Annotated in this window: 24 protein-coding genes; 11 read left to right on the plus strand and 13 right to left on the minus strand. The window is 69.1% G+C overall.

Annotated features, from left to right (window positions below):
• Nucleotides 1–138: 138 nt before the first annotated feature.
• Nucleotides 139–474: a hypothetical protein gene (locus tag A3M1_RS0121815; protein ID WP_018391110.1), complete on the plus strand. Its 336-nt coding sequence runs from the start codon at nucleotides 139–141 to the stop codon at nucleotides 472–474.
• Nucleotides 475–537: 63 nt separating this feature from the next.
• Here A3M1_RS0121815 and A3M1_RS0121820 read toward each other — a convergent pair whose 3' ends face one another.
• Nucleotides 538–825, minus strand: a complete 288-nt coding sequence (locus tag A3M1_RS0121820; RefSeq protein WP_018391111.1) for a DUF1488 family protein — start codon at nucleotides 823–825, stop codon at nucleotides 538–540.
• Between the two features lie 152 nt (nucleotides 826–977).
• Here A3M1_RS0121820 and A3M1_RS0121825 point away from each other — a divergent pair, with 152 nt between their 5' ends.
• A complete protein-coding gene (locus tag A3M1_RS0121825) occupies nucleotides 978–1223 on the plus strand; it encodes a hypothetical protein (RefSeq protein ID WP_245261810.1) in 246 nt (81 codons plus the stop codon).
• 12 nt (nucleotides 1224–1235) lie between these two features.
• On the opposite strand, the gene A3M1_RS0121830 is transcribed toward A3M1_RS0121825, so the two are convergent.
• From A3M1_RS0121830 to A3M1_RS0121885, 12 genes are all read right to left on the minus strand, one after another.
• Complete coding sequence (locus tag A3M1_RS0121830) at nucleotides 1236–2273, minus strand: YncE family protein (RefSeq protein ID WP_018391113.1); 1038 nt, start codon at nucleotides 2271–2273, stop codon at nucleotides 1236–1238.
• Nucleotides 2274–2314: 41 nt separating this feature from the next.
• Nucleotides 2315–2842, minus strand: a complete 528-nt coding sequence (locus A3M1_RS0121835) for an SRPBCC family protein (RefSeq protein WP_018391114.1) — start codon at nucleotides 2840–2842, stop codon at nucleotides 2315–2317.
• Between the two features lie 12 nt (nucleotides 2843–2854).
• A complete protein-coding gene (locus A3M1_RS0121840) occupies nucleotides 2855–3886 on the minus strand; it encodes a vWA domain-containing protein (protein WP_018391115.1) in 1032 nt (343 codons plus the stop codon).
• On the minus strand, nucleotides 3883–4443 hold the full coding sequence (locus tag A3M1_RS0121845; protein ID WP_018391116.1) for a hypothetical protein: 561 nt from the start codon (nucleotides 4441–4443) through the stop codon (nucleotides 3883–3885). Before A3M1_RS0121845 ends, A3M1_RS0121840 begins: the two co-directional genes overlap by 4 nt.
• Entirely contained in the window at nucleotides 4440–5513 is a 1074-nt protein-coding gene (locus A3M1_RS0121850) for a vWA domain-containing protein (protein ID WP_018391117.1), read from the minus strand. The genes A3M1_RS0121845 and A3M1_RS0121850 overlap by 4 nt, the downstream gene beginning before the upstream one ends.
• Entirely contained in the window at nucleotides 5510–6466 is a 957-nt protein-coding gene (locus A3M1_RS0121855) for a hypothetical protein (protein WP_018391118.1), read from the minus strand. The genes A3M1_RS0121850 and A3M1_RS0121855 overlap by 4 nt, the downstream gene beginning before the upstream one ends.
• Nucleotides 6467–7381 carry a DUF58 domain-containing protein gene (locus A3M1_RS0121860; protein WP_018391119.1) on the minus strand — a complete coding sequence of 305 codons (915 nt, stop codon included), beginning with the start codon at nucleotides 7379–7381 and terminating at the stop codon, nucleotides 6467–6469.
• Nucleotides 7378–8409 carry a MoxR family ATPase gene (locus A3M1_RS0121865; protein WP_018391120.1) on the minus strand — a complete coding sequence of 344 codons (1032 nt, stop codon included), beginning with the start codon at nucleotides 8407–8409 and terminating at the stop codon, nucleotides 7378–7380. Before A3M1_RS0121865 ends, A3M1_RS0121860 begins: the two co-directional genes overlap by 4 nt.
• A gap of 205 nt (nucleotides 8410–8614) precedes the next feature.
• Nucleotides 8615–8926 (minus strand): methanol dehydrogenase [cytochrome c] subunit, encoded by a 312-nt coding sequence (locus A3M1_RS0121870; protein ID WP_018391121.1) that lies wholly within the window; start codon nucleotides 8924–8926, stop codon nucleotides 8615–8617.
• A 45-nt stretch (nucleotides 8927–8971) separates the two neighbouring features.
• Nucleotides 8972–9565, minus strand: a complete 594-nt coding sequence (moxG, locus tag A3M1_RS0121875) for a cytochrome c(L), periplasmic (protein WP_018391122.1) — start codon at nucleotides 9563–9565, stop codon at nucleotides 8972–8974.
• A 73-nt stretch (nucleotides 9566–9638) separates the two neighbouring features.
• Nucleotides 9639–10520 carry a methanol oxidation system protein MoxJ gene (moxJ, locus tag A3M1_RS0121880; RefSeq protein WP_018391123.1) on the minus strand — a complete coding sequence of 294 codons (882 nt, stop codon included), beginning with the start codon at nucleotides 10518–10520 and terminating at the stop codon, nucleotides 9639–9641.
• Nucleotides 10521–10714: 194 nt separating this feature from the next.
• The gene (locus tag A3M1_RS0121885) at nucleotides 10715–12619 is read right to left on the minus strand and encodes a methanol/ethanol family PQQ-dependent dehydrogenase (protein WP_018391124.1); all 1905 of its coding nucleotides are present in this window, start codon (nucleotides 12617–12619) and stop codon (nucleotides 10715–10717) included.
• Between the two features lie 447 nt (nucleotides 12620–13066).
• Between A3M1_RS0121885 and A3M1_RS0121890 the strand changes: the two genes are divergently transcribed.
• The 9 genes from A3M1_RS0121890 (at nucleotide 13067) to A3M1_RS0121930 (ending at nucleotide 22784) form a co-directional block, all read left to right on the plus strand.
• Nucleotides 13067–13594 (plus strand): hypothetical protein, encoded by a 528-nt coding sequence (locus A3M1_RS0121890; protein ID WP_245261812.1) that lies wholly within the window; start codon nucleotides 13067–13069, stop codon nucleotides 13592–13594.
• Nucleotides 13591–15087, plus strand: a complete 1497-nt coding sequence (locus tag A3M1_RS0121895) for an ATP-binding protein (RefSeq protein WP_018391126.1) — start codon at nucleotides 13591–13593, stop codon at nucleotides 15085–15087. The genes A3M1_RS0121890 and A3M1_RS0121895 overlap by 4 nt, the downstream gene beginning before the upstream one ends.
• Complete coding sequence (locus A3M1_RS0121900) at nucleotides 15084–15746, plus strand: response regulator transcription factor (RefSeq protein WP_018391127.1); 663 nt, start codon at nucleotides 15084–15086, stop codon at nucleotides 15744–15746. Before A3M1_RS0121895 ends, A3M1_RS0121900 begins: the two co-directional genes overlap by 4 nt.
• Nucleotides 15747–16021: 275 nt before the next feature.
• Nucleotides 16022–17101, plus strand: a complete 1080-nt coding sequence (locus tag A3M1_RS0121905) for a septal ring lytic transglycosylase RlpA family protein (RefSeq protein WP_018391128.1) — start codon at nucleotides 16022–16024, stop codon at nucleotides 17099–17101.
• Between the two features lie 101 nt (nucleotides 17102–17202).
• On the plus strand, nucleotides 17203–18429 hold the full coding sequence (locus tag A3M1_RS0121910; protein ID WP_018391129.1) for a D-alanyl-D-alanine carboxypeptidase family protein: 1227 nt from the start codon (nucleotides 17203–17205) through the stop codon (nucleotides 18427–18429).
• A 317-nt stretch (nucleotides 18430–18746) separates the two neighbouring features.
• Nucleotides 18747–19388, plus strand: coding sequence for a dTMP kinase (gene tmk / locus A3M1_RS0121915; protein ID WP_245261908.1), 642 nt, complete (start codon nucleotides 18747–18749; stop codon nucleotides 19386–19388).
• The gene (locus A3M1_RS0121920; RefSeq protein ID WP_018391131.1) at nucleotides 19385–20422 is read left to right on the plus strand and encodes a DNA polymerase III subunit delta'; all 1038 of its coding nucleotides are present in this window, start codon (nucleotides 19385–19387) and stop codon (nucleotides 20420–20422) included. The genes tmk and A3M1_RS0121920 overlap by 4 nt, the downstream gene beginning before the upstream one ends.
• Nucleotides 20423–20457: 35 nt before the next feature.
• Entirely contained in the window at nucleotides 20458–22014 is a 1557-nt protein-coding gene (gene metG, locus A3M1_RS0121925; RefSeq protein ID WP_018391132.1) for a methionine--tRNA ligase, read from the plus strand.
• Nucleotides 22011–22784: a TatD family hydrolase gene (locus tag A3M1_RS0121930; protein ID WP_018391133.1), complete on the plus strand. Its 774-nt coding sequence runs from the start codon at nucleotides 22011–22013 to the stop codon at nucleotides 22782–22784. Before metG ends, A3M1_RS0121930 begins: the two co-directional genes overlap by 4 nt.
• Nucleotides 22785–22797 lie beyond the last annotated feature (13 nt).

Below are 22797 nucleotides of genomic sequence, written 5' to 3' on the forward strand. Positions count from 1 at the left end.
CCCGCAGCCAGACGCACTGGCAGGAGGAACGCCAATGACAACCACACGCAACCCCGCCGCCTCGCTCGCTCTCGGCGCCGCGCTGAGCCTTACGGCCGGCGCCGCCCTGGCCGGCCCTGCACCGAACGGCTCGCCCAGGTGGAGAAGAACGTCGCCGCCACTGATGCTGGATCGGGCCCGACGCAGCTGCCGGCGGCCGGCACCACCGCCCCGGATGCCGGCGTGCCCCGTGCCGGCGAAGCCCCGGGGACCGGCGGCACCGCCGGCATGAACGACACGCTCGCCGGCAAGGCGGCCTCGCCCGCCGATGTCCGCGCCCAGACCTCGGGCCAGAAGACGGCGGCGCAGGGCGGGGCTGGCACGACAGACCAGCTCGCGGACGCGCTTGCGCGCGCGCGGCAGGCCGACGCCGAGGGCGATGCGGCCGGCTGCGGCACGGCGCTCGACGAGGCGGAGAAGCTGATCCGTGGCTGAACCCACGCAGAAAAACCCCGCCTCCCGGAAAGGGGGGCGGGGCTGGTTCTGTCGGGGCGGACCTCAGGCCGCCGGGCCGGAAAGCACATCCTGCGCGTCGAGGGTCAGCGGGCGCTCGCTTTTGCTGGCCTTCTCCATCTTGCGCAGCGCCGCCGCCTCGATCATCAGCCGGTGCTGCTCGAACCGCGCCATGCGGTCCGCGCGGCTGTCCAGCGGGCTGTTTTCCAGCCGCTCCAGCGCGTCCCAGCCGACGAGGCATTCGACAATGTCTTCGTCGCCACGGAAGAAGAAGCGGATGGCCTTGCGGTCGTTGAGGTCCTCGGGCGGCTTGGCCGAATGATGCAGCGTCATGATCACCTCCTTGATCTCGGGACTAACCCGCGATGGCCGCGGAAGTTCGGCCGGAAAGGCGAGGTGTCATCGACACGTCAACGGACGGCCATCATGAAAGCACATTGCGACGGCATATGCCGCCTGCCTCGGCCAAGATGTGGAGCGCGGCAATGATGACGGCATTCGAGGTGATACGACGGATCGCCGAGGCGGTGCAGCCCCGTCTCGGCCGCATCGACGTGCACGAGGTCGGCATTTACCCGGTGGAGGCGAGCGGCGATGGCCCCAACTGGACCGCGCGGATCGCCCGGCAGTCCGGCGGCGGGCACGCCTACAAACAGTGGCGGCAGGAGCAGCTGCGCGCAGCGGTCGACGCGGTGCGGCGCGACATTCCGCGGATCGACTGGGGCGGATAAGGGCCTTCCAGTTTAGCGGACTCCGGGCAACGCCACCAGATTGCGCGGGCTGGTGCCGACCTTGACCCGGCCGAGGATGGTGCGGGCCTCGATATCGATCACCACCACCTCGTCATCGGCCCAGTCCACCGCCGCCGCGCGGGTGGGCGACACCACCGTGATGCCTTCCGGAAAGGTGCCCAACCTTGGCTGCGCCGGCGCCAGGGTGAGCGTTTGGGCATCCACAATGGCGAGCTTGCCGCTCTGCTGGTTGCTGACCAGCACCGTGCGCCCGTCCGGCGTCACCGCCACCCCATAGGGCATGAGCCCGATCTTGAGCCGGGCGATTTCGCGCGGCGTGGTGCCGGTCTCGATCACCGAGAGGTCGCCGCTCTGCACATTGGCGACATAGAGCCGCTCGCCACCCGGCGACAGCGCCAGCGCGAAGGGCGCCCGCCCGGTCGGCACGGTGGCGATCCGCACCATGTCGGCAAGGCGCACCACGCTGACCTGGTTGCTTTCGCGATCGGCGACATAGGCGAGGCCGGCTTTCTCATCCACCACCAGCCCGGCCGGGGCATGGCCGATCGCGACGCGGCCGGTTTCCGCGCCGGTGGAAGCGTCGAGCCGGATCAACGCATCGGCGCTCCAGTCGCTGACCAGCAGGTGGCGGCCATCCGCGCTCACCGCGATGCCGAACGGCTCCAGCCCGACCTTGAAGGTCGCGCTCACTGTGCGGGAGGCGAGGTCGACACGGCTGACCAGGCTGAGGTCGGGATGGGTGACATAGACGCTCGCCCCGTCCGCGCTGGCGGCAAGGCCGGCGGGAACGGCGGCGAGGCCGATCACCGCACGCACCTCACGCGCCTCGATGTCGACCAGCGACAGCTGCGCCGCCTTCTGCGACACCACCGCGACCAGCGGCGCGGGCGTGTCGGCCCGTGCCGGCTTCGATGCCGCGAGCGGGCCGAGGGCGAGCAGCGCGAAGGCGAGGCGCGCCAGAGCGAGGCCTGCCTTAGCCTTGCGCACCCGAGCGACCCGGGGCAGGGCGAGCCGGGGGAGGGCGCTCACCGCGCCGTCTCCCTGCCCCGCACTTGCCTGCCCGCATGCTCTCACTTGGCCGTCACCTTGGCCTGCAGCCCCTTGAGACCCTGCTGGATGAAATCGGTCATCGCGGCGATGGCGGCCGCGTCATTGCGGTCTTCCGGCGGCTCATTGGTGGTGTCGGCGCGGTAGAAGCGGGCGCCCCAGCTGACTTCGCTGCCGGCGCCGTCCGGCTTCACCTCGATGGTCTGGGTGTAGAAGCTGACCGGGATCGCCTCGGCATTCTCCGTCAGCAGGCGGTAGGAGAGGCGGTGGGCGGCGGGATCGGCCTCGTCCAGCCCTTCCTTGACCTCGCCCTTCTCCAGCGTCAGCACGCGCTCGGCGCCGGCCGCGTCGCCGCCGGTCGCCTCCACCTTCTTCACCAACGGATGCCACTCGCCAATGCCGCCAAAGCGGGAGAGCACGGCCCACACCGCCTCCGGCGGGGCGGCGATCACCAGCGTCTCATCGGCGCGCTGGGGCGTCGGTCCATGGGCGAGGGCCAGTGCCGGGCCAAGAAGGAGAAGGCCAAGCGCGAGCGCAAGTCGTTGAAGCATCGTCTTTTTCCTTTATCGAGTGGGGAGTTTCTCGGGCCGCCGAGAGGTGGTGGCGCCGAGCCCGAACAGCAGCGCGAGGCAGAACAGCGCCAGCGCGGCGGGGATGGCGGCGGTGTCGACACGCATCTCCACCGGCCGGGGCCTTGTGTCGGCCTCCACGGCGGCGAGCAGCCCGCCAGCATTGCCGAGCGCGATGTAGCCAAGCCCGGTCTGGGCGGCGAGTGCGCGCAGATGTTCCTCGCGCAGGGCGCTCAGATGCTCGGTGCCGGTCGCCGCTTCGCTGCCCCAGGGGGCGTTGCGCGGGTTCCAGCCGGCGCGCGAGGCGGCATCCTCGGGCGGAGGCCCCATGCGGTTTTCCTGCGGCACGTCCTCCTCGGCGTAGAAGCCGGTCTCGCGCCCATCCTGGTCGAATTTCGGGATCGGCGAGGGATCGACGCCGCCGACGCCGATGAGCAGCCCGGCCACCTCGCCCGGCTTGCCGTCGAAGGTCGGCAGCGCGCCGCCGGGCAGGGGAGGCGCTTCATGCCCATCGGTCATGAAGAGAAGATCGGCCTTCAGGCCGGCGGCCATGGCGAGACCGGAATGGACACCGCGCGCGACATAGCTGTCGCCCTCCCAGGCCATGCGCCAGTCCAGATCGTCGATCGAGCCGGCGATGGCGGCGAAGTTTTCGCACACCTCGGCCGGCTCGAAGAGCAGGAAGCTGCGCCGCTCGGTGAAGATGCCGAGGCCGAGGCGCGAGCCACAGGGCAGGCCGGCCAGTATGTCGCGGGCGCCGCGCTTGGCGGCATCGAGGCGGGTGGCCGGCGCCCCCCGGCTCTGTGCGTCGCGCACGTTCATGCTGCCGGTGACGTCGATCACCAGCACGGCGTCACGCACCGTGCCGGTCTGGACGATGCGCGGGGCGAACAGCGCGGCGATGATGGCGAGCAGCGCCACCAGCAGCAACCAGAAACGCCAGTCCCGCCGCAGGCCGCCCTGCCGGTCGATCCCCTGCCCGGACGCGACTTTTCCCCCCGCCTTCCCGGCGACCGCCCTGCTCATGGCAGCCCCCTCGGCAGGCCGGGCAGATCGGTCCAGAGCTTCTTCACCGCGTCAGGCGGCAACTCCTCGCCCTCAAGGTCGATCTGCGGGAAATCGCGCACCAGCCGCATGGCGATGTCGAGATTGTACTTGCCGTCCCAGAAGCCGGGATCGAGCACCAGCGCGCGGCGGTAATTGTCCTTGGCCAGCCGCACCAGCGGGATGGCGGGGTCGATGCGGTTGGATTCCAGATGGCTGAAGGCGACGCGCAGCCGGGCATTGGCCATGTCGTACAGCGCCGCGACGGCAAGGCGGCGGTCCTCGCCGGCCGCCAGCCGGTTGAGCAGCGGCTGCGCCTCGTCCAGCCGGTCGCGCGTGGTGAGGAAATGCAGCCGCGCGAACAGCAGCGCCGGCGGGTCCTCGGCGCTGATCGCGAGATCGTGGCCGGCGGCCAGCGAGGCGATCAGCCCATTGTCGCGCTCGACCACGAACAGCCGCGTCGCCAGCCAGCCGGCCGCCGCCAGGCTGGCGACCAGCAGGGCAAGGGTGGCGATGAGCGCCAGGCGCCGTGTCCTCATGCTGCCCTCCTCAGGTCGATGGCGTCGGTGCTCTCCTTGGCGCCCCGTCCGGCGGGGCGCAGCTGCCGCTCGGCCAGCTTGGCGGCCAGAAGCAGGGCGACCGCGATGGCGGCGACGAGAAAGGCGGGGCGGACCAGATCGCGGCGCGGAATGCGCTCGACATAGCGGATCGGCCGCGTCTCCTGCCGGTCGATTTCGGTGATCGCCTGCGCCACCGCCTGCGGGCTGGTCGCCTCGAAGGCGCGGTAGGGCACGCCCAGGCTCTGCAGGAACAGATGCAGATGGCGCTCGGGATTGGCCTGGGCGGAATCGTCGCCGGAGGCCGGCGCGTCATAAATGCCCTGGGCGCCGCGCGAGCGCAGGAACAGCCAGTAGAGATGCACCGGCGTGCGCGCCGCCGCGTCGCGCAGCGCCTCCTGCACCCGCCGGTCGATCAGCGCCGCGCCGTCGGACACCAGCAGCACGGCGCGCGAGGCTTCGTCCGTGTCGTCGGCGAAATAGGAGAAGGCCAGCGCCAGCCCGCGCCCGACATCGGTAAAGGCAAGGCCCGGCCGGTCGATGGCGTCGATCGCCGCGTCCACCACCTCGTGATGGTCGGTCAGCGGCAGCACCGGCATGGGCGAGGTGGAAAAGGCAGCGACCGCGATGCGGTCATGCGGGCGGCGGGCGACGAACTCCGCCAGCAGCCGCTTGGCGGCGGCCGACTTCGATTCCTGGTCGCCGGTCGGCGCGCGGTCGGCGAAGCTGTTGTCCATGCTGGAGGAGCGGTCGAGCAGCAGCACCAGATGGGCGCCGGTGCCCTCGCGCTCGACGCTCTGCTCGCGCCGGTGCAGGCCGGCAAGGCCCAGCACCAGCGCCACGATCGCCACCGCGCCGGCCAGCCGCAGGCCGACGCCCACCGCCCGCGACAGCGGATCGTCCGGCACCAGCCCGGCGGAGGCAATGCCGCGACGGCGGAACGCCGAGGCGACCAGCGGCAGCAAAGCGAGAAGAAGCAGCGCCAGCATAGCGGGGTGATCGACGCCCCAGCCGCGCGTCAGCCCCTCCCAGAAGGCGCCGGCGGCGTTCATGCCGTACCCCGTTCGACCGCGCGCAGGCGACGCGCCAGCGCCACCAGCTCATCGGGCGGCAATTCGCGCTGCGCTCCGGCGGGGTCGGCGCCGAAAAACGCCCGGCGCGAGGCGGCGAACAGACGCCGCACCTCCGCCTCCGCCGCCCGGAAGGCGGCATGGCGCTCGAAAAAGCCGGGCAGATCCTCGGCGAACACGCCCTTGCCATCGGTGGCGTCGAAGGCGCGGTGCAGTGCCTGCAGCGCCTGGACATAGCGCGAGGCGGCCTGCACAGGATCGCCGGGAGCGGTGGCGAGCGTCGAGGGTATCGCCCGCGCCGCCCGGGCGAAGGGGCGCGCACGCCGCCGCCCGAACGGGCCCCAGCCCATCTGCCAGGCGAGCAGCAGCAGGGCCAGCAGCGCCACACCGAGGGCGAGCGCCAGCCCGCGCAGGAGGCCGGCCGTCGGCAGCGCGGGCGGCGCGATATCCGGCCGCAGCGCCATCGCCGGCCCCGGACCGGTGGCAACGATCTCGCGCAGCGGCGACATTAAAAACGACCAGGCCGGCACCTGCACCGGCACCCGCCGCTCGCCCTCGATGGCGAACAGCGCCACGGCGGGGATGGTCAGCCGGCGCGGCTCCAGCGGCGCATAGAAGGTCTGGTAGACCAGATCGAGCGTGTAGCGGTGCACGCCCTCGCTCACGCCATGGTCTTTGAGCCGCACCTCGCGCAGGTCGAGCCAGTAGTTCAGTGCGCGCGGCGGCGGCAGCGAGGCGGGGTCCAGCACGAAGGGCGCGTCGAGCGCGATGTCGGCGCTGAGGGTGAGCGTGTCGCCGATGACATGGCCGAAGCCGCGCGGCGCGTACAGCTCCACCCCGCGCAGCTGCGCCAGCGCCGGGGCGGTGGGCAGTGCCAGCAGAACGAGCGTCGCCAAGAGGCCCAGCGTGGAAAGGATGCGCGCAAGCCGCCCCATTCAGCCCTCCATCAGTCGTTGGGCCAGCGCGTCCGTGTCGAGCGCGTCCTTGAGATCGACCGGGCGCAGCCCACGGCGGGAGAACAGCGCCGCAAGCGCCTCCTGCCGCTCGCGCGCCGCGCGCAGCCAGCGGGCCCGCAGGCCGGGGCGCATGAACACCAGCCGCGCCGCACCCGTTTCCAGGTCGCCGAGCTCGATCAACCCCCAATGCGGCAGGCCCTCCTCCAGCGCGCCGTCGCGCACCACCACCGGGATGACATCGTGCCGCCACAGCGCGTCGAGCAGGCGCTGGATCTCGGCCATGGGCATCAGGAAATCGGAGACCAGGAACACCAGTGACCTGCGGCCCGGCAGGCGCCCGGCGGCCTCGAACAGGCCGGCAGCGCCGGTGCCGCGCGGCTGGGCGCCGATGAGGCATTGGCGCACCTCTTCCTCCAGCCCACGCCGGCGCGACAGCGGCAGGCTGGCGGCCTCGTTCACCCCTTCATCGCAGCCGAACAGCACGAAATTGTCGCCCGAGCGCACGGCGGAGAGCGCCAGCAGCGCGCACAGATCCGCCACCCGTCCCGCCACCGCCTCGCCGAAGCGCATCGAGCCGGACAGATCGACCAGCGTCGCCACCGGCACCGAGCGGCGCGGCGCGAACTGGCGCACATGCAGCTCGCCATGCGGATCGCGCAGCGAGACGCGCAGATCGATGCGGCGCGGATCAGGCTGGCGCAGCAGCGAGACATGGCGGCGGAACTCGCCCTCCGAGCCTTCGCCACGCCCGGGATGGGCGCCGGGAAAAATGCCCTCCGGCCGCCAGCGTAGGCGATAGGGAAGGGGGCGCAGGTCGTCAGGGCGCAGGTCGTCAGGGTGCCTGTCGACCGGCCGCACCTCGGCAGACGAACCGGCGCCGGCGGGCCACTTCATGGCGCCGGCACTCTCTCGAACACGCCGGCGATGAGGGCGGCGACGATCGGCTCGCGCCGCATTTCATAGACCGGATCGATGAAGATGCGGTGCGCCATCACCTCGGGGAACACGGCGCGCAGATCCTCCGGCACCACCATGTCGCGCCCTTCCATCCAGGCGCGGACGCGGGCGGCGCGGATGAGATAGCTCATGCCGCGCGGGCTGGCCCCGCCCTGCACCAGCCGGTTGATGTCGACGCCGTCAATGGCGAGGCCGAGCGCCTGGGGGCGACGCACCGCGTCCCAGAGCGCCAGCGTATAGGCCTCCAGCGCCGGGCTGGCCTGGACGCCGATCTGGATGGCGCGCGCCACGGTGCCGAGCGCCTCCGGGTCGAGCACGCCGCTTTCCACATCCATCAGCAGCGTATCGACGTCATGGAAGCGCGGATCGAAGACCAGGCTGCGGCGGGCCTCATCGGCCTGCGGCATCACCACCTGCACCTCCATCAGGAAGCGGTCGCGGGCGGCGGCGGGCAGTTCGAACGTCTCCTCACGCTCCACCCGGTTGCGGTCGGCGAAGACCTGCACATGCGGGAAGCGGTATTCGCGGTTGAAGGCGGAGACCGAGCGCTCCGCCATCAGCCGCAGCAGCAGGGCGTGCACCTGCGGACGGGCGCGGTTGATCTCGTTGAAGAAGAAGATCGAGAGGTCCTCGCCCTGCCGCAGCAGCGGGCCGGGATCGATGCGCGGCTTGCCGTCCTCGCCGAGATGGGCGTGGTAGACCAGATCGCCCGGCATCAGGTCGATCGTGCCCTCGATGCGCTCGAAGGCGCCGCCAATGGCCCGGGCCATGGCCCGCAGCAGCGTGGTCTTGCCGACGCCGACATCGCCTTCCAGCAGCACATGGCCACGGGCGAAGGTGGCGATGGTCAGCAGGCGGATGACCCGCTCCTGCCCCAGCACCACCTTGCCGATCTCGCGTTCGAAACGCAGCGCATGGGCATGCCAGTCCGACAGCACGGAGTCGGGATCTCGGACAAGATGCATCGGGAAGCCTTTCAGGCGGCCGGGCGCGAGGGCCGCATGTGCCGGAAAAGGGCGCGGCCCACGCCGGACGGGGCGAACCCGTTCGGCGTCGGCCGCGCCAGTTGCCCACAAACCGGGCGGCTTGCCCGGAGGATCGCGGGGCGGACAGGAGAATGACGTCCGCCCGCAAGTGGGTTCTCGAAAAGCAAAGCCGTGCCCGAAACCGTCAGTTCGGAATCTTGCTCACGTCGTAGACGAACTTGCCGGTCTTCTCGAAGTTGGCGACACGCTGGGCGTTGCGCGCTTCCATCGCCTTGATCGATTCCGACTGCTTGTTCAGCTCCTTCGGATCATGCTTGGGGTCGTACTTGGAGCCGGCCACCTTGTCGGGATAGCCCGGCTTGGCTTCCCAGCAATTGCCGGGGGCCTTGCAGTTGGTGCCGTCATAGGCGCTCGCCCCGCCCATCATGGCGAGGCTCAGCGCGCCGGCGCCGGCGAGGGTCAAGGCGAAGGCAACGCTACGGTCGATGATGCTCATGTTCAGTCTCCTGGTCGTGTTCCACCCGTCTTCGACCGGCGCGGTTCAGCCCGCCGGCCCGCCGCACGCTTCGGGCAGCTCTTCGGCTGGCTCTACGTGCTTGGCGTTCGCGTCAAAGGGCTTGAACGTGCTGCGCTGCTCGTCGGTGAGCCACACCGCGCCCTTCGGATCGTCCTTGTAGAGATGCCGGACCCAGGACATGGCGAGCAGCATCTCGTTCATGTTCAGCGCGCCATACATCGGGCCCATCTGGCCATTCGCACCGCCGAACACCGTCTCGAACAAGCCCTGGTCGGTCTCGTTCTTGGGATAGGTCCAGTAGGAATCGTTGAGACCGGGGCCGATCTTGCCCTCGCCATAATGGCCGTGACAGCCCGAGCACATCGACAGGAAGATCTCGTGCGCCTTCGGCAGGCAGACGGGATCCTCGTTGTAGATGTTCTTGCCCGTTTCCAGGAAGACCTTCACCGCCTTGGTGTCGCGGCCCTCTTCCGGCGCCTCGGAAAGGTCGAGTGGCTGGCCAGTGACGGTGTTGCTCAGCATGATCGCGGCGCGGGCACCGAACCCGACCAGACCGGCCCCGAGGGCCCCGGCGAGCAGCAGCGCGGCCGCTTTCTTGGTGAAAATCGTCTTCGTCATCGAACCTTGTTCACAGCAAGAGATCAGGGGCGCACCGCGGCCCGGCAGACACGCGGTGCGTCGGAAACAGCCGTCAGGTATTCGGCTCAAGCAGCGGAATGCCTTCCTGGGTCAGAATCTGCTCGATCTGCGGGCGCGCCTTCTCAAGCCCCGCATTGATCTCCTTGAGCAGTTCCGGATCGTTCTTGCGCACGCCGACCGCCTGGTCGTAATGCATCGGGATCGGCGCATCGTTCGGCCGGTCGATGTCCTTGGTGATCACGGTGATCCGCAGCGGCGTCGACGAGGACTTCACATAGCGCGCCACTTCCGGGGCGAAGGCGATGCCGACATCGGCCTCGCCGCTGGCGACCTCGGTCACGATGCGGTCGCCCGGCACCTGGATCCACTGGTTGCGGCGCGACTTGAAGTTGACCAGCGAGTACATGTAGGCCGCGTTGTCCTCGAAGCGGCCAATGCGCTTGAGCATGGTCTCGGCCGGCGAATAGAACCGCACCGCGAAGCGGGTCTGGTCCTTGATCTGCTGGTCTTCCCAGTCACTGGCGGTGATGTTGCGGTCGGCCTTGGTCACCAGCACATAGCCGGTGCGGTAATAGGGCTTGGAGACGAGCACCCGCTCGTCGCCGACATCGACGCCCATCACCACGTCGCAATTATTCTTGTCGAGCTGGTCGCGCACCAGATAGATGCCCGGCTGGTCGTTGCGCACGAACACTGGCTTGCGGCCCATGGCCTGGGCGAGCACCACGCCGATGCGGTCTTCAAATCCGCTGGAATCGGGGGCGGAGAAGGGCGCCTCGACATTCGAGGCGCAGATGCGCAGCTCATGGGGATTGCGGCCCGCGGCCTTGTCGGCCTCGACGGTCGCGGCGTCGGCAAGCCCGGCAATGGCGAAACCGGAAAAAGCGAGACCGGCGGCAATGGCAAGCCGGCTGACGACCTGTCGCGTGGACATGGGGAGTCCTCCTGGACGAAATTTCGAGGTCGGGGATCCTGTGGGGCAGGGGAGGCGGGCCGCTTGCAGGCACCCGCCGCCCCTTCCTCGTCACGGCAGGTAACAGCGGACGAAGAGCCCTCTCGGACGCTGTGCCTTTCGGCGACATCGCCGCCCGCCGCGAGACACGCGACGGGCGGCTTTGTCTGGCGGTATCAGCCGCCGCCCTGGATCACGTTGGTCGAGTATTCACCAACGTTCGGGTCGCTGTAGGGGCCATCGCCATTCAGCGAGAACACCATCACGCCGCCACCCATCTGGGTGTAGTGCTGGAGCTGCTTGAAGGCGCCCACCGAGCCGAGGCCGGCGGTCGGGTCGTTCAGGTCGAACACCAGGCCGACACCCGGCCAGCCACCGACGCCGTAATAGATGGCGACGTACTGCTTGCCGTCATGGGTGTAGGTCATCGGGTGGCCGATCACGCCGGAGGGAAGCTTGAACTTCCACAGCAGCTCGCCGGTGTCGCTGTCACGCGCCTTGATGAAGCCGTCCAGCGTCCCGTAGAACATCACGCCGCCGGCGGTGGCGAGCGTGCCGCCCCAGGCCGCGAAGCGTTCCATCACCTGCCACTTGAACTTGTTGTTGATGGCATCATAGGCCTTCACCTGACCGAGACCTTCATAGGTCTGGCGATCACCCTTCGGGCCGGGATACATCCACAGGGTCGCACCGACGAAGAACTGGCCGGCACGGTAGGGGAGCATGAAGGGCTCCCAATCCATGCAGATGTGGTTGATGCCCATGAAGAAGGACTTGCGCTCCGGATCGTAGGAGTCATGTCCCTGGTTGTGGTAGCCCATCGCCGAGGGGCAGATGTCGCGACCCTTGTGGTCCATGCGGGTCCCGAATTCCGGATCGCGCTCGGGCAGGCCGGTCTTCAGGTCGACCTTCTTCACCCAGTTGACCGTGTCGTCGATCTTGTCGGCCGAGACGAGGTCGCCATTGGTGCGGTCGAGCGTGTAGACGATGCCGTTACGGTCGGGATGGGTCAGAAGCTTGCGCATCTTCCCTTCCTTGTCCTGCTGCTCGGAGAGCATCATGACGTTGACGCCGGCATAGTCCCACTCGTCGTGCGGGGTCTTCTGGTAGCCGAATTTGGCGTTACCGGTGTCGATGTCGCGACCCCAGATGGTCATCGTCCACTTGTTGTCGCCCGGACGCATCGTCTCGTTCCACGGCGCCGGGTTGCCCGAGCCGTAGTAGAAGAGGTTGGTGTCCGGGTCGAAGGCGTACCAGCCCCAATTGGTGCCGCCGCCGATCTTCCAGGCCTCGCCTTCCCAGGTCGCCTTGCCCAGGCCCTTCTGGCCGTAATGCGGGTTGGCGCTGTTGAAGTCGTCGGAGAGGCGCACTTCCTCGTCCGGGCCGGTCGCATAGGCGCGCCACTTCTGGGCGCCGGTGGCGATGTCATAGGCGGTGACGTAGCCGCGCACGCCGAGCTCGGCGCCGGAGGAGCCGATCAGCACCAGGTCCTTGACGACATAGGGAGCGATGGTGAGCGTCGAGCCGACCTTGATGTCGGAGTTCTCGAGCTTCCAGTATTCCTCGCCCGTCTTGGCGTTGAGGGCGACCACATGGCCGTCGAGCTGGGTCTTGATGATCAGCGGGCCGACCGTGCCGTTGCCGGGCCAATAGGCGAGGCCGCGGTTGACGACGTCGCAGCAGGCCACCGCGCGGGCGGTCGGGTTCTGCTTCGGCTTGTGCTGCCAGAGGATCTTGCCCGGATCGTCCAGCCCGACCGCGAAGGTCGTGTTGGGGAAGGGCGAGTGGATGTACATCACGCCGTCGACGACGAGAGGGGTACCCTCATGGCCCGACAGCACGCCGGTGGAGAACGACCAGGCAGGACGAAGCTGCTTGACGTTCTCCTTGGTGACTTGGTTCGCCTCGCTGTAATTGTTGGCGTTGTAGTTCTTGCCGGTCATCGGCCAATTGTCGGTGCTCTTCGACAGCTCGACGAGCTTGTCGTTGGCAACCGCCGGCGCCGAGGCGCCGAGGCTCACCGCGGCCGCCATCACGGCGGCGACAGAGAGCGCGGACACCGAAGTGTGCAGTCGGCTCATTGGGTCTTCCCTCGCGTTTCCTACTTCCCAGGCCGTCCCGCTGCGCCCCGGCTTTGCCGTCGACGTGCGGGTCTCTTTTATCCCTCGCCGTGCCCTCTCATGGGTGGGCAGTTCCATGAGCTTGTCTTTGGGATCGGCGGAGAATTCTTATGATTTTCTAAGAACATTGGCTGTTCTGGGAGTATTGTTCGCTGTCTGCGGATTTATTGTCTTTAGGCAGAATGGAAATTCGGGGCGGGAACTTCTTCCCGTACCCACAGATAATTCACCCATGCCTCCCGGAACCCTTGCCGAAATCCACCGAAAATGGTTCCCTATCAGCGGGTTGACGCTGTTTGCGCCAAACCGGCCCGGCGCTTCCACGATGACGCTGGCGCCGGTGCCGCCGGAGAGCTACTGTTGTCGACCGTCGTTGCGGCCAATCTCATAAGAAGTTCATAAGTATAAATGAACACATCGCCCTTTTCTCTTTTGCGCCTCGCGCTGAGCGCCGTCCTGGCCTTCGCTCTCGCCGGCTGTCCGGGGGAGAGCGAGCCGGAAAAGCGCGAGCGCGTCACCGCGCCGGAAAGCGATGCCGTCGCGCGCAAGACCTGGCTGCAGCCCACCGACGACACTGAGCCGGATGTGTGGCTCGCCAGCCGCGACGCCGGGGCCGATGTCGCGGCGAACGCGCCGGCGGCAAAGGAATGGCAGGGCGTATTGGCCGAGGCTGACGGCCGCTTCGGCGAGACCGGCCGGATGATCGCCAACCGCGCCGTGCAGCTCGAAACCATGCTGGCCGAGATCGGCATCCGCGAGAAGGCGCGCGAGATCATCGCCGATTTCTCCACCCTCGCCGGGAAGGGGTCCCGCGCCGGCTTCAGCGATCTGTGCCAGCATTACTATAATCTGCGGACCCAGGGCCTCGACCGCACCGCCGCGCTGGCGGCGCTGGCCGACGAGCCGGCTCTCAAATCGGGGAATCCCGCGCCGTGACCCCTGCCCGAAACGCGGCCAAAATCGCGGCCGGCATCACTGGCAACACCCCTTCGGCACCCGGGGGGCCGTCGCGCCCGGCCTCGTTCGGCTGGTGGCAGCGCCATTCGCTGCGCGCCCAGGTGCTGACCGCCGTGGTCGCCATCAATCTGTGCGCCGCGCTGCTGGCCGTGGTCGTCATCATCGCCAATGCAAGGCGCGCCACCGAGGCCGAAATGCTGTCCTCGCTCGCCGTGGCCGAGCGCTTCGTGCAGGAAACGGTCGAGCGCCTGGCCAGCGCCGAGGGCGCCACCGGCTCTCTGGCCCAGCTGCCGCTCCACATCAGCGGGCTGCGCCATGTCCGCATCCGGATCGAGGACCAGGCCGGCAACGCGCTGGACATCGCCCCGGCGGAAGCGGACGAGGAGGAACACGAGGGCGACGTGCCCGGCTGGTTCACCCGGCTGGTGTCGGTGGAAGGCCAGGAGAGCCTCATTCCCATCGTCGAGAACGGCGCCCGTGTGGGGCAGGTGCGCGTCGCCGGCGAAGCCTCCGACGAGATCGCCGAGGTGTGGGAGGACATGTCCGACCTCGCTGTGCTGGCGGCGGCGGTCAACATCGCCATTCTGGTCGCGCTCTATCTCGTGCTCGGCCGGCTGCTGATGCCGCTGCGCACCCTCTCGGCCGGCCTGCATGAGCTGGAGGCGGGCCGCTTCGAGCACCGGCTCGCCACGCCCCGGGTGCGCGAGCTGGCGCTGATCGCCGATCGTTTCAACGCGCTCGGCGCCGCGCTGAAGGCGGCACGCGGCGACAATGCCCGGCTGAATGAGCGGCTGGTGAGCGTGCAGGACGATGAGCGCCGGCAGATCGCCTCCGATCTCCACGACGAGCTGGGCCCCTGCGTGTTCGGGCTGCGCGCCAATCTCGAATCGATCGAGCGCCTCACCGCCCGCGCCGAGCCGGCGCTGGGCCAGCGCATGGGCGAGCGAATCGCCACCATGGCCGATATTCTCAACCGCATTCAGTGTCTGAACCGTCGCCTGCTGCGCAAGATCCGCCCGATGGCGCTCGGCCATGTGCCGCTGGCGGCGGTGCTGGCCGATCTTGTGGCCGATTTCGAGAGTCATTCGCCCGGCCGCCGCATCACCCTCGCCACCGAGGGGCTGGCCGAGCGCTATGGCGACAGCGTCGACATCACCCTCTATCGCTGCATCCAGGAAGCCGTGACCAACGCGCTGCGCCATGGCGACGCCCGCAACATCGCCATCAGCCTGCGGGCCGATCGCCGGGCGGGCCGGATCGACTTGACCATCGAGGATGACGGCACCGGCATCGCCGACGACGCGCCACATGGCTTCGGGCTTATCGGCATGGAAGAGCGCATCGGCGCCCTCGGCGGCAAATGGAGTATCGTTGCGGCCGTGCCGAGCGGGACCCGAATCGACGTGGCCATTCCCGCCCACCCCACTGAATTCGGCCTCTCGGCCGCTCCGGAAAGGCTCGCCGCCCAATGACCTGCGCCCTCGTGATCGACGACCACCCCATCGTGCTCCAGGGCTGCCGGCGGCTGCTGGAGGATGCGGGCGTGGAGCGGGTGCTGGAGGCCTCCACCGTGCTGGCGGGCTATCGCCTGTTCCGCCGCGAGAAGCCGGATGTCGTCATCGTCGACCTCGCCTTGCAGGGCAACGGCCTGAGCGGGCTGGTGCTGGTGCGCCGCCTGCGGATGCAGGATGCCCGCACCCCCATTCTCGTCTTCTCCATGCATGGTGACCCCGTCATCGCCAGCCGCGCGCTGGAAGCGGGGGCCAATGGCTATGTGCTCAAGGACACCTCTTCGGGCGCGCTGCTGGAAGCCTTCGAGCGGGTGCGCAAGGGTCAGCCCTATATGAGCCACGACCTCGCCTTGCAGGTGGCCATGCTCGGCTCGCGCAAGACCGCGCCGCTCGCCGACATCACCCCGCGCGAGCTGCAGACGCTGTCGCTGCTGGCCGAGGGCAAGGACTACACCCACATCGCCGACGAGCTGGGCATCAGCTACAAGACCGTCGCCAATACCTGCTCGGCGCTGAAGGCCAAGCTGGGCGCCACCAGCCTGCCCGAACTGGTGCGCTGTTCGATCCAATATCTCTCCACCTCGCCGGTCGGCACCACTGGCCGGCTGCGGATGATGTGACCGCTCCCGAGCGGCCACGCGGCCGAAATCGGGCAGGGGTGCCGTGGCACCGATCGGGGGCTTGGGCGCGGCCGCGCGAAAATGTCGTTGCCGCTTGGTCACTTACACTTCGTTCACCATGCCAAGCGATGCGCCGCATTTTCGCCTCACTCAGACAGCCTCCTGAGAGACACGAAGTCGGATAGCCGGTATCTTGCCGGAGATCTTGAGTGCGGTGCGTCGGTTCCGCTCCCGGTTTTTCGGGGCAGACGGCGCTCACAGACGGTTCGGGGTGAATGGGGAAATATCCTGCTCTTGCCAATGCTTCCGGCCGCTGCGCGGCAGGTGAGGCATTCGTCCGGTTCAGCCGGATCGCGGCGCTGTGCGGCATTGGCCTTTTGGTCGCCAATTGCAGCGGCGGCACCAAGCTGACGAGCAAGATCGACCCGAAATACGGCGTTTCCGCCAGCCCGCGCGTCGTCGCCGCCGGCCAGCCCGTGCCCAAGGGCGGCGGCACCTATCGCGTCGGCAAGCCCTATGTGGTGGCCGGCAAGACCTATGTGCCGACCGAGCCGAAGAACTACCGGGCCGAGGGCCTCGCCTCTTGGTATGGCGACGATTTCCATGGCCGGCTGACCGCCAATGGCGAAGTCTTCGACATGCATTCCATCGCCGCCGCGCACCCGACGCTGCCGATGCCGTCCTATGTCCGCGTCACCAACCTGGCGAATAACCGGTCCATGGTGGTGCGGGTGAATGACCGTGGCCCCTATCACGGCAACCGGGTTATCGACGTCTCGCACCGCGCCGCCGACATGCTGGGCTTCAAGTCCACCGGCACCGCCCGGGTGCGTGTCGACTATATCGGCAAGGCGCCGCTGGAAGGCTCCGACGACATCCAGCTCGCCTCGACCCTGCGCATGAACGGCAAGCCCGCCGAGGCGCCGGCCGTCATGGTCGCCTCCGCCGGCTCGATGCGTGGCCTGACCGCCGCCAATGTGCCGCTGCCGCCGAGCCGGCCTTTCGATCTCGGCGAGCCCGTCGACGACCAGCAGGTGGCGCAGGCCTATGCCGAGCCGGCCGCCGCGCCGCTCGCGCCGGTGCGCGGCACCAGCACGCCGCGCCCGGCCGTGGTGGCCGCCGCGCTGCCGGCCCCGCGCCAGGCAGCGACCCCGGCAACGCCCCCCACCAAGCGTGCCAAGGCCGCCGCTCCCGCCCCGGGCGTGCAGGTCGCCAGCCTGCAGCCGCCGATCCGCACCGCCCCCGCTCAGGCGGCCAGCGCGCCGACCGGCTGGATTGTCGGTCCGCAACCGGTGATGGGCTATGCCCCGACCGGCACCGAGGGCGCGACCGATATGGGTCGCGGGCTGTACTGAGGTCTTCCGACCGCCTGCGTTCTGGCAAGCCCGGCGTCGCTGTCGCATTGCGGCGGCGGCGCGCGGCTGTTAACTCTGCCCGAAGCCGGGGAGGATCGACCGTGAGCCTGTTGCGCATCCTGTTCCCGGGCCGCCGTTTCGCCGATGCAGCGCGCGCGGTCCTCGGGCTGTCGGCAGCCCTCATTGTCGTCGCCAGCATCACCCCCACACAGGCACAGACCGCGCCCGAGATCGCCGCGCCGCAGGCGATTCTGCTCGATTTCGACAGCGGCTCGGTGCTTTTCGAGCGCGCCGCCGACACGCCCAGCCCGCCCGCCAGCATCGCCAAGCTGATGACCATGGCCGTGGTGTTCGGCGAGATCACCTCCGGGCGGCTGTCGCAGGACCAGGAATTCAAGGTCAGCGAATATGCCTGGCGACGGGGAGGGGCCCCTTCGGGCGGCTCCACCATGTTCGCCGCCGTCAACAGCACCATCAAGGTCAGCGACCTGTTGCGGGGGGCCATCATTCCCTCCGGCAATGACGGCGCCATCGTGCTGGCCGAGGGCATTTCCGGCAATGAGCTGGCCTTCACGGTGAAGATGAACCAGGAGGCCAAGCGCCTCGGCCTCACCGGCTCGCTGTTCGTCAATGTGAGCGGCCTCGCCGACCCCGACCAGAAGACGACGCCGCGCGACATGGCGAAGGTCGCCACCCACATCATCCGCGACTATCCCGACCTCTATAAGATCTACAGCGAACCGGATTTCCTCTGGAACAAGATCCGGCAGAACAACCGCAACCCGCTGCTGGGCATGAGTCTTGGCGCGGATGGCTTCATGACCGGCTACCAGAAGGATGCCGGCTTCAACCTCGTCGGATCAGCGATCCAGAACGGGCAGCGGCTCGTCGTCGTCATCATGGGCGCCAAGAGCGAGAAGGAGCGGGCCGACGACGCCCGCCGGCTGCTCGAATGGGGCTTCCGCTCGTTCGAATCGCGCACCCTGTTCGAGCCCGGCCAGATTGTCGGCGAGGCGACGCTCTATGGCGGCGCGCGCAACGGGGCGCCGCTGACCAGCGACGGGCCGATCCGGGTGCTGATTCCGCGCAATGGCGACGAGAAGCTGGTGGCCCGCATCCGCTTCGAGGGGCCGATCGCCGCGCCGGTGGAAAAGGGCGCGGAGCTGGCGCGGCTGATGGTCTATCGCGGCGAGCAGCTGGCCCTCGACGTGCCGCTGGTGGCGGCCGAGACGGTGCCGGCCGGCCCGCTCTGGCGCCGGGCGATGGACGGCGCCTATGAACTGGTGGTGAGCCTGCTGCGCCAGGGCTACGCCAAGCTGACCGGCTGAGCATGCCCTCCCGCACGTCGCCGCCCGCAAACGCCCCCGCCCCGGCAAGCCCCACCGCCGAAAGCGCCGCCAAGCCCACCGCCAAGCCCACCGCCAAGCGGTCGGCAAAGGCGGGATCGGCCAAGGGGAAGGCGAAGGCCGAGCCGACGCCGGCAAAGGCGGCGAAAAGCGCGGCACCGAAATCCGCGAAGGCACCTCCCAAACCCGCGAAGACGGCGGGCAAGGCGACCGCCAAGCCCGCGACCAAGCCCGCGACCAAGCCCGCGACCAAGCCGGCAAGCCGCGCCGCCGCAAGGCCGGTTCCGACCGGCCGCTTCATCACGCTGGAAGGCGGGGAGGGGGCGGGGAAATCGACGCAGCTGCGCCGGCTGCTGGCGCGGCTCCAGGCGGCGGGCGTCGACGCCGTCGGCACGCGCGAGCCCGGCGGCTCCACCGGCGCCGAGATCATGCGCCATCTCATCCTGTCCGGCGCCGCCAAGCCGCTGGGGCCGCTGGCCGAGGCGACGCTGTTCGCCGCCGCCCGCGCCGACCATCTCGACGCCACCATCCGCCCGGCGCTGGCGCGCGGGGCATGGGTGGTGTGTGACCGTTTCGCCGATTCGACCCGCGTCTATCAGGGCGCGCTCGGCAATGTCGATCCGCGCCTCATCGCCGCGCTGGAGGAGGTGACGGTGGGCGAGACGCGGCCGGACCTCACGCTCATTCTTGACCTTCCCGCCGAGGAAGGCCTCGCCCGCGCCGCCGCCCGCTCCGGCCGCGATGCCGACCGCTTCGAGAGCGAGGGGCTGAGCTTCCACCGCGCCCTGCGCGAGGCGTTTCGCGCGCTGGCAATGAGCGAGCCGGAACGCTGCGCGCTGATCGACGCCAGCCGCGACGCCGACACGGTGGAGGAGGCGATCTGGCAGGCGGTGTCGGCCCGGCTGAAGCTGCCCGCCGCGCGCCGGAGACGCCGCTCATGAAGGACGCTGCCCCGCTGGAAGGCGACCGTTTCGGCACCGCGCCGGCCCCGCGCGAGACGCAGCACCTCATCGGCCATGAGGAGGCGCAGGCGATGGTCCGCACCGCCTGGGACGCCGGGCGCCTGCCGCATGCGCTGCTGATCGGCGGGGCGGAGGGCATCGGCAAGGCGACGCTGGCCTATGCCATCGCCCGCTTCGTGCTCTCGGGCGGCGCCGCGCCGGCGCACTCGATCGCGATCGATCCCGACCACCCCACGGCACGGCAGGTGGCGGCGCTCTCGCATCCCGACCTGCTGGTGCTGCGGCGCCCCCCCAATGATGCCGGCAAGCTGCCCTCGATGATTCCCGCCGAGACGGTGCGCCGGGTGCGCAGCTTCTTCGGCTCCACGGCGGCGCTTGGCGGCTGGCGGGTCTGCGTGGTCGACACGCTGGACGAGATGAACGCGCAGGGCGCCAATGCGCTGCTGAAGACGCTGGAGGAGCCACCCAACCGCGCGCTGTTCCTGCTGGTGAGCCACGCGCCGGGCCGGCTGCTGCCCACCATCCGCTCGCGCTGCCGCATGGTGCCGCTGCGGGCGCTGTCGGACGGGCAGGTGGTGGCGGCGCTGGAGGGCCTGAGCGCTCACATGCCCACGCTGGACCACAGCCGCTTTGCGGAGGCGGCGCACGCGGCCGGGGGCAGCGTGCGCGAGGCACTGAGCCTGATGGAGGGCGATGGCCTCGCCGTGCGCAACGCCACCACCGTGCTGCTCGACGCGCTGCCCAATGTCGACCCCAAGTCACTGCACACGCTCGGCGAAAAGCTGGCCGGCGACCGGGGAGGGGCGCTTGAGGCGTTTGTCGGCACGGTTGAGGGCTGGATCAGCGACCATGCCACCGGGCGCCGGCAGACGGCGCGCGTTCGTCTTGCACGCCTCCCGGAGGTGTGGGAGAAGGTTCGCCGCGCTGCGGTCGACGCCGATGTCTATAATCTCGACCGCAAGACCCTCGTCCTCCGGATCTTCGCGTCGCTCAACGAGGCCCTGCGCCCCTGATCGCGCGCCGGCCGGCCGCCCCGCAGGAAACCGCCGTGAGACCCGCCTTCTACATCACCACCGCGATCGACTACCCCAATGGCGCGCCCCATATCGGCCACGCCTATGAGAAGATCGCCTCGGACGCGCTGGCCCGCTTCAAGAAGCTGGACGGCTATGACGTCTTCTTCCTGACCGGCACGGACGAGCACGGGCTGAAGATGGCGCAGACGGCGGAAAAGCAGGGGCTGACGCCGCTGGAATGGGCGACGAAGAACGCCACCCGCTTCCAGGAGATGGATGCGCTGCTCGGCGTCGATTATGACCGCTTCATCCGCACCACCGATGCCGACCACATCGCCTCCACCCAGGCGATCTGGCAGCGCATGGTGGAGAGCGGCGACATCTATGCCGGCGCCTATTCCGGCTGGTACTCGGTGCGCGACGAGGCCTATTACGCCGAGGATGAGACCACGGTTAACCCGGACGGCGTGCGCCTCGGCCCGCAGGGCACGCCGGTGGAATGGACCGAGGAGAAGAGCTATTTCTTCCGCCTATCCGCCTATCAGCAGAAGCTGCTCGACTATTACGACGCCCATCCGGACTTTATCCGGCCCGAGGTGCGCCGCAACGAGGTGACAAGCTTCGTGCGCGGCGGGCTGCAGGACCTCTCGATCAGCCGCACCACCTTCTCCTGGGGCATCCCGGTGCCGGGCGACCCGGACCATGTGATGTATGTGTGGGTGGACGCGCTCACCAACTACATCACCGGCGTCGGCTATCCCGACACGGCGAGCGAGAGCTTCCAGCGCTACTGGCCGGCCAACCTCCACATCATCGGCAAGGACATCATCCGCTTCCACGCGGTGTACTGGCCGGCCTTCCTGATGTCGGCGGGGATCGAGCCGCCGAAAACCGTGTTCGCGCACGGCTTCATCCATAATCGCGGGGAGAAGATGTCGAAGTCGGTCGGCAACGTCATCGACCCGTTCGACCTTGCCCGCGCCTATGGTGTCGACGCGCTGCGCTATTTCCTGCTGCGCGAAATTCCCTTCGGCCAGGACGGCTCCTACAGCCACGACGCCATTGTCGCCCGCACCAATGCCGACCTCGCCAATGATCTGGGCAACCTCGCCCAGCGATCGCTGTCGATGATCGCCAAGAATCTGGGCGGCGCGCTGCCTGCCCCCGGCCCGCTGTCGGAGGATGACGCGGCGATCCTCGCCAGCGCCGACGCCATGGGCGCCAAGGTGCGCGAGGCGATGGAAGGCCAGCAGATCCACAACGCGCTCGCCGCGATCTGGGCGGTGGTGGCGGACGCCAACCGCTATTTCGCCGGCGCCGCGCCGTGGGAATTGCGCAAGACCGCGCCCGACCGCTTCGGCAGCGTGCTGTGGACGACGGCCGAAGTGGTGCGGCAGGTCGCGTTGCTGGCGCAGCCCTTTATTCCAACAAGCGCCGGCAAGCTGCTGGATCTTCTGGCTGTTCCCGACGATGCGCGCAGCTTCGCCCACCTCGGCGAGGCCGGCCGTCTCGAAGGCGGCACGGCACTCCCAGCCCCCGTGGGGGTGTTCCCGCGCTATGTCGAGCCCGAGGCGCCGGCCGCCTCATGATCGTCGACAGCCACTGCCATCTCGACTTTCCGGACTTCGCCGCCGAGCTTGACGACGTGGTCGCGCGGGCCCGTGCGGCCGGCGTCGGCCGCCTCGTCACCATCGGCACCCGCGTACGCCGCTCCGGGCAGGTGAGGGCGATCGCCGAGCGATTCGACGATGTGTTCTGCTCGGTCGGCACCCACCCGCACAATGCCGGCGAGGAAGCCGACGTAACGCTCGACGAGCTGCTCGCCGCCGCCGACCATCCCAAGGTGGTGGCCATCGGCGAGGCCGGGCTCGATTATCACTACGACACCGCCCCGCGCGACGCGCAGGCCGCCGGCTTCCGCCTGCATATCGAGGCGGCGCGCCGCACCGGCCTGCCGCTGGTGATCCACGCCCGCGACGCGGATGAGGATGTGGCGGCGATCCTGGAAGAGGAAAGCGGGAAGGGCGCCTTCGGCTTCGTGCTGCACTGCTTCACCGCCGGGCCGGAGCTCGCCCGTCGCGCCGTGGCGCTGGGCGGCTATGTCTCGTTCTCCGGCATCCTCACCTTCAAGTCAGGCGCGCCGCTGCGCGAGATCGCCGCCAGCCTGCCGGCCGACCGGGTGCTGGTGGAGACGGACGCGCCCTATCTCGCGCCCAACAGCCATCGCGGCAAGCGCAACGAGCCTTCCTATGTCGTGGAAACCGCCCATATACTCGCCCAGGCGCGCGGCGTTTCCTTCGACGAGATCGCGGCGCTGACGACGCAGAACTTCTTCCGCCTGTTCTCCCGCGCATCCTAAAGGCTTCCCACGC

The sequence above is a fragment of the Ancylobacter sp. FA202 genome (assembly GCF_000380205.1).
Taxonomy (GTDB): domain Bacteria; phylum Pseudomonadota; class Alphaproteobacteria; order Rhizobiales; family Xanthobacteraceae; genus Ancylobacter.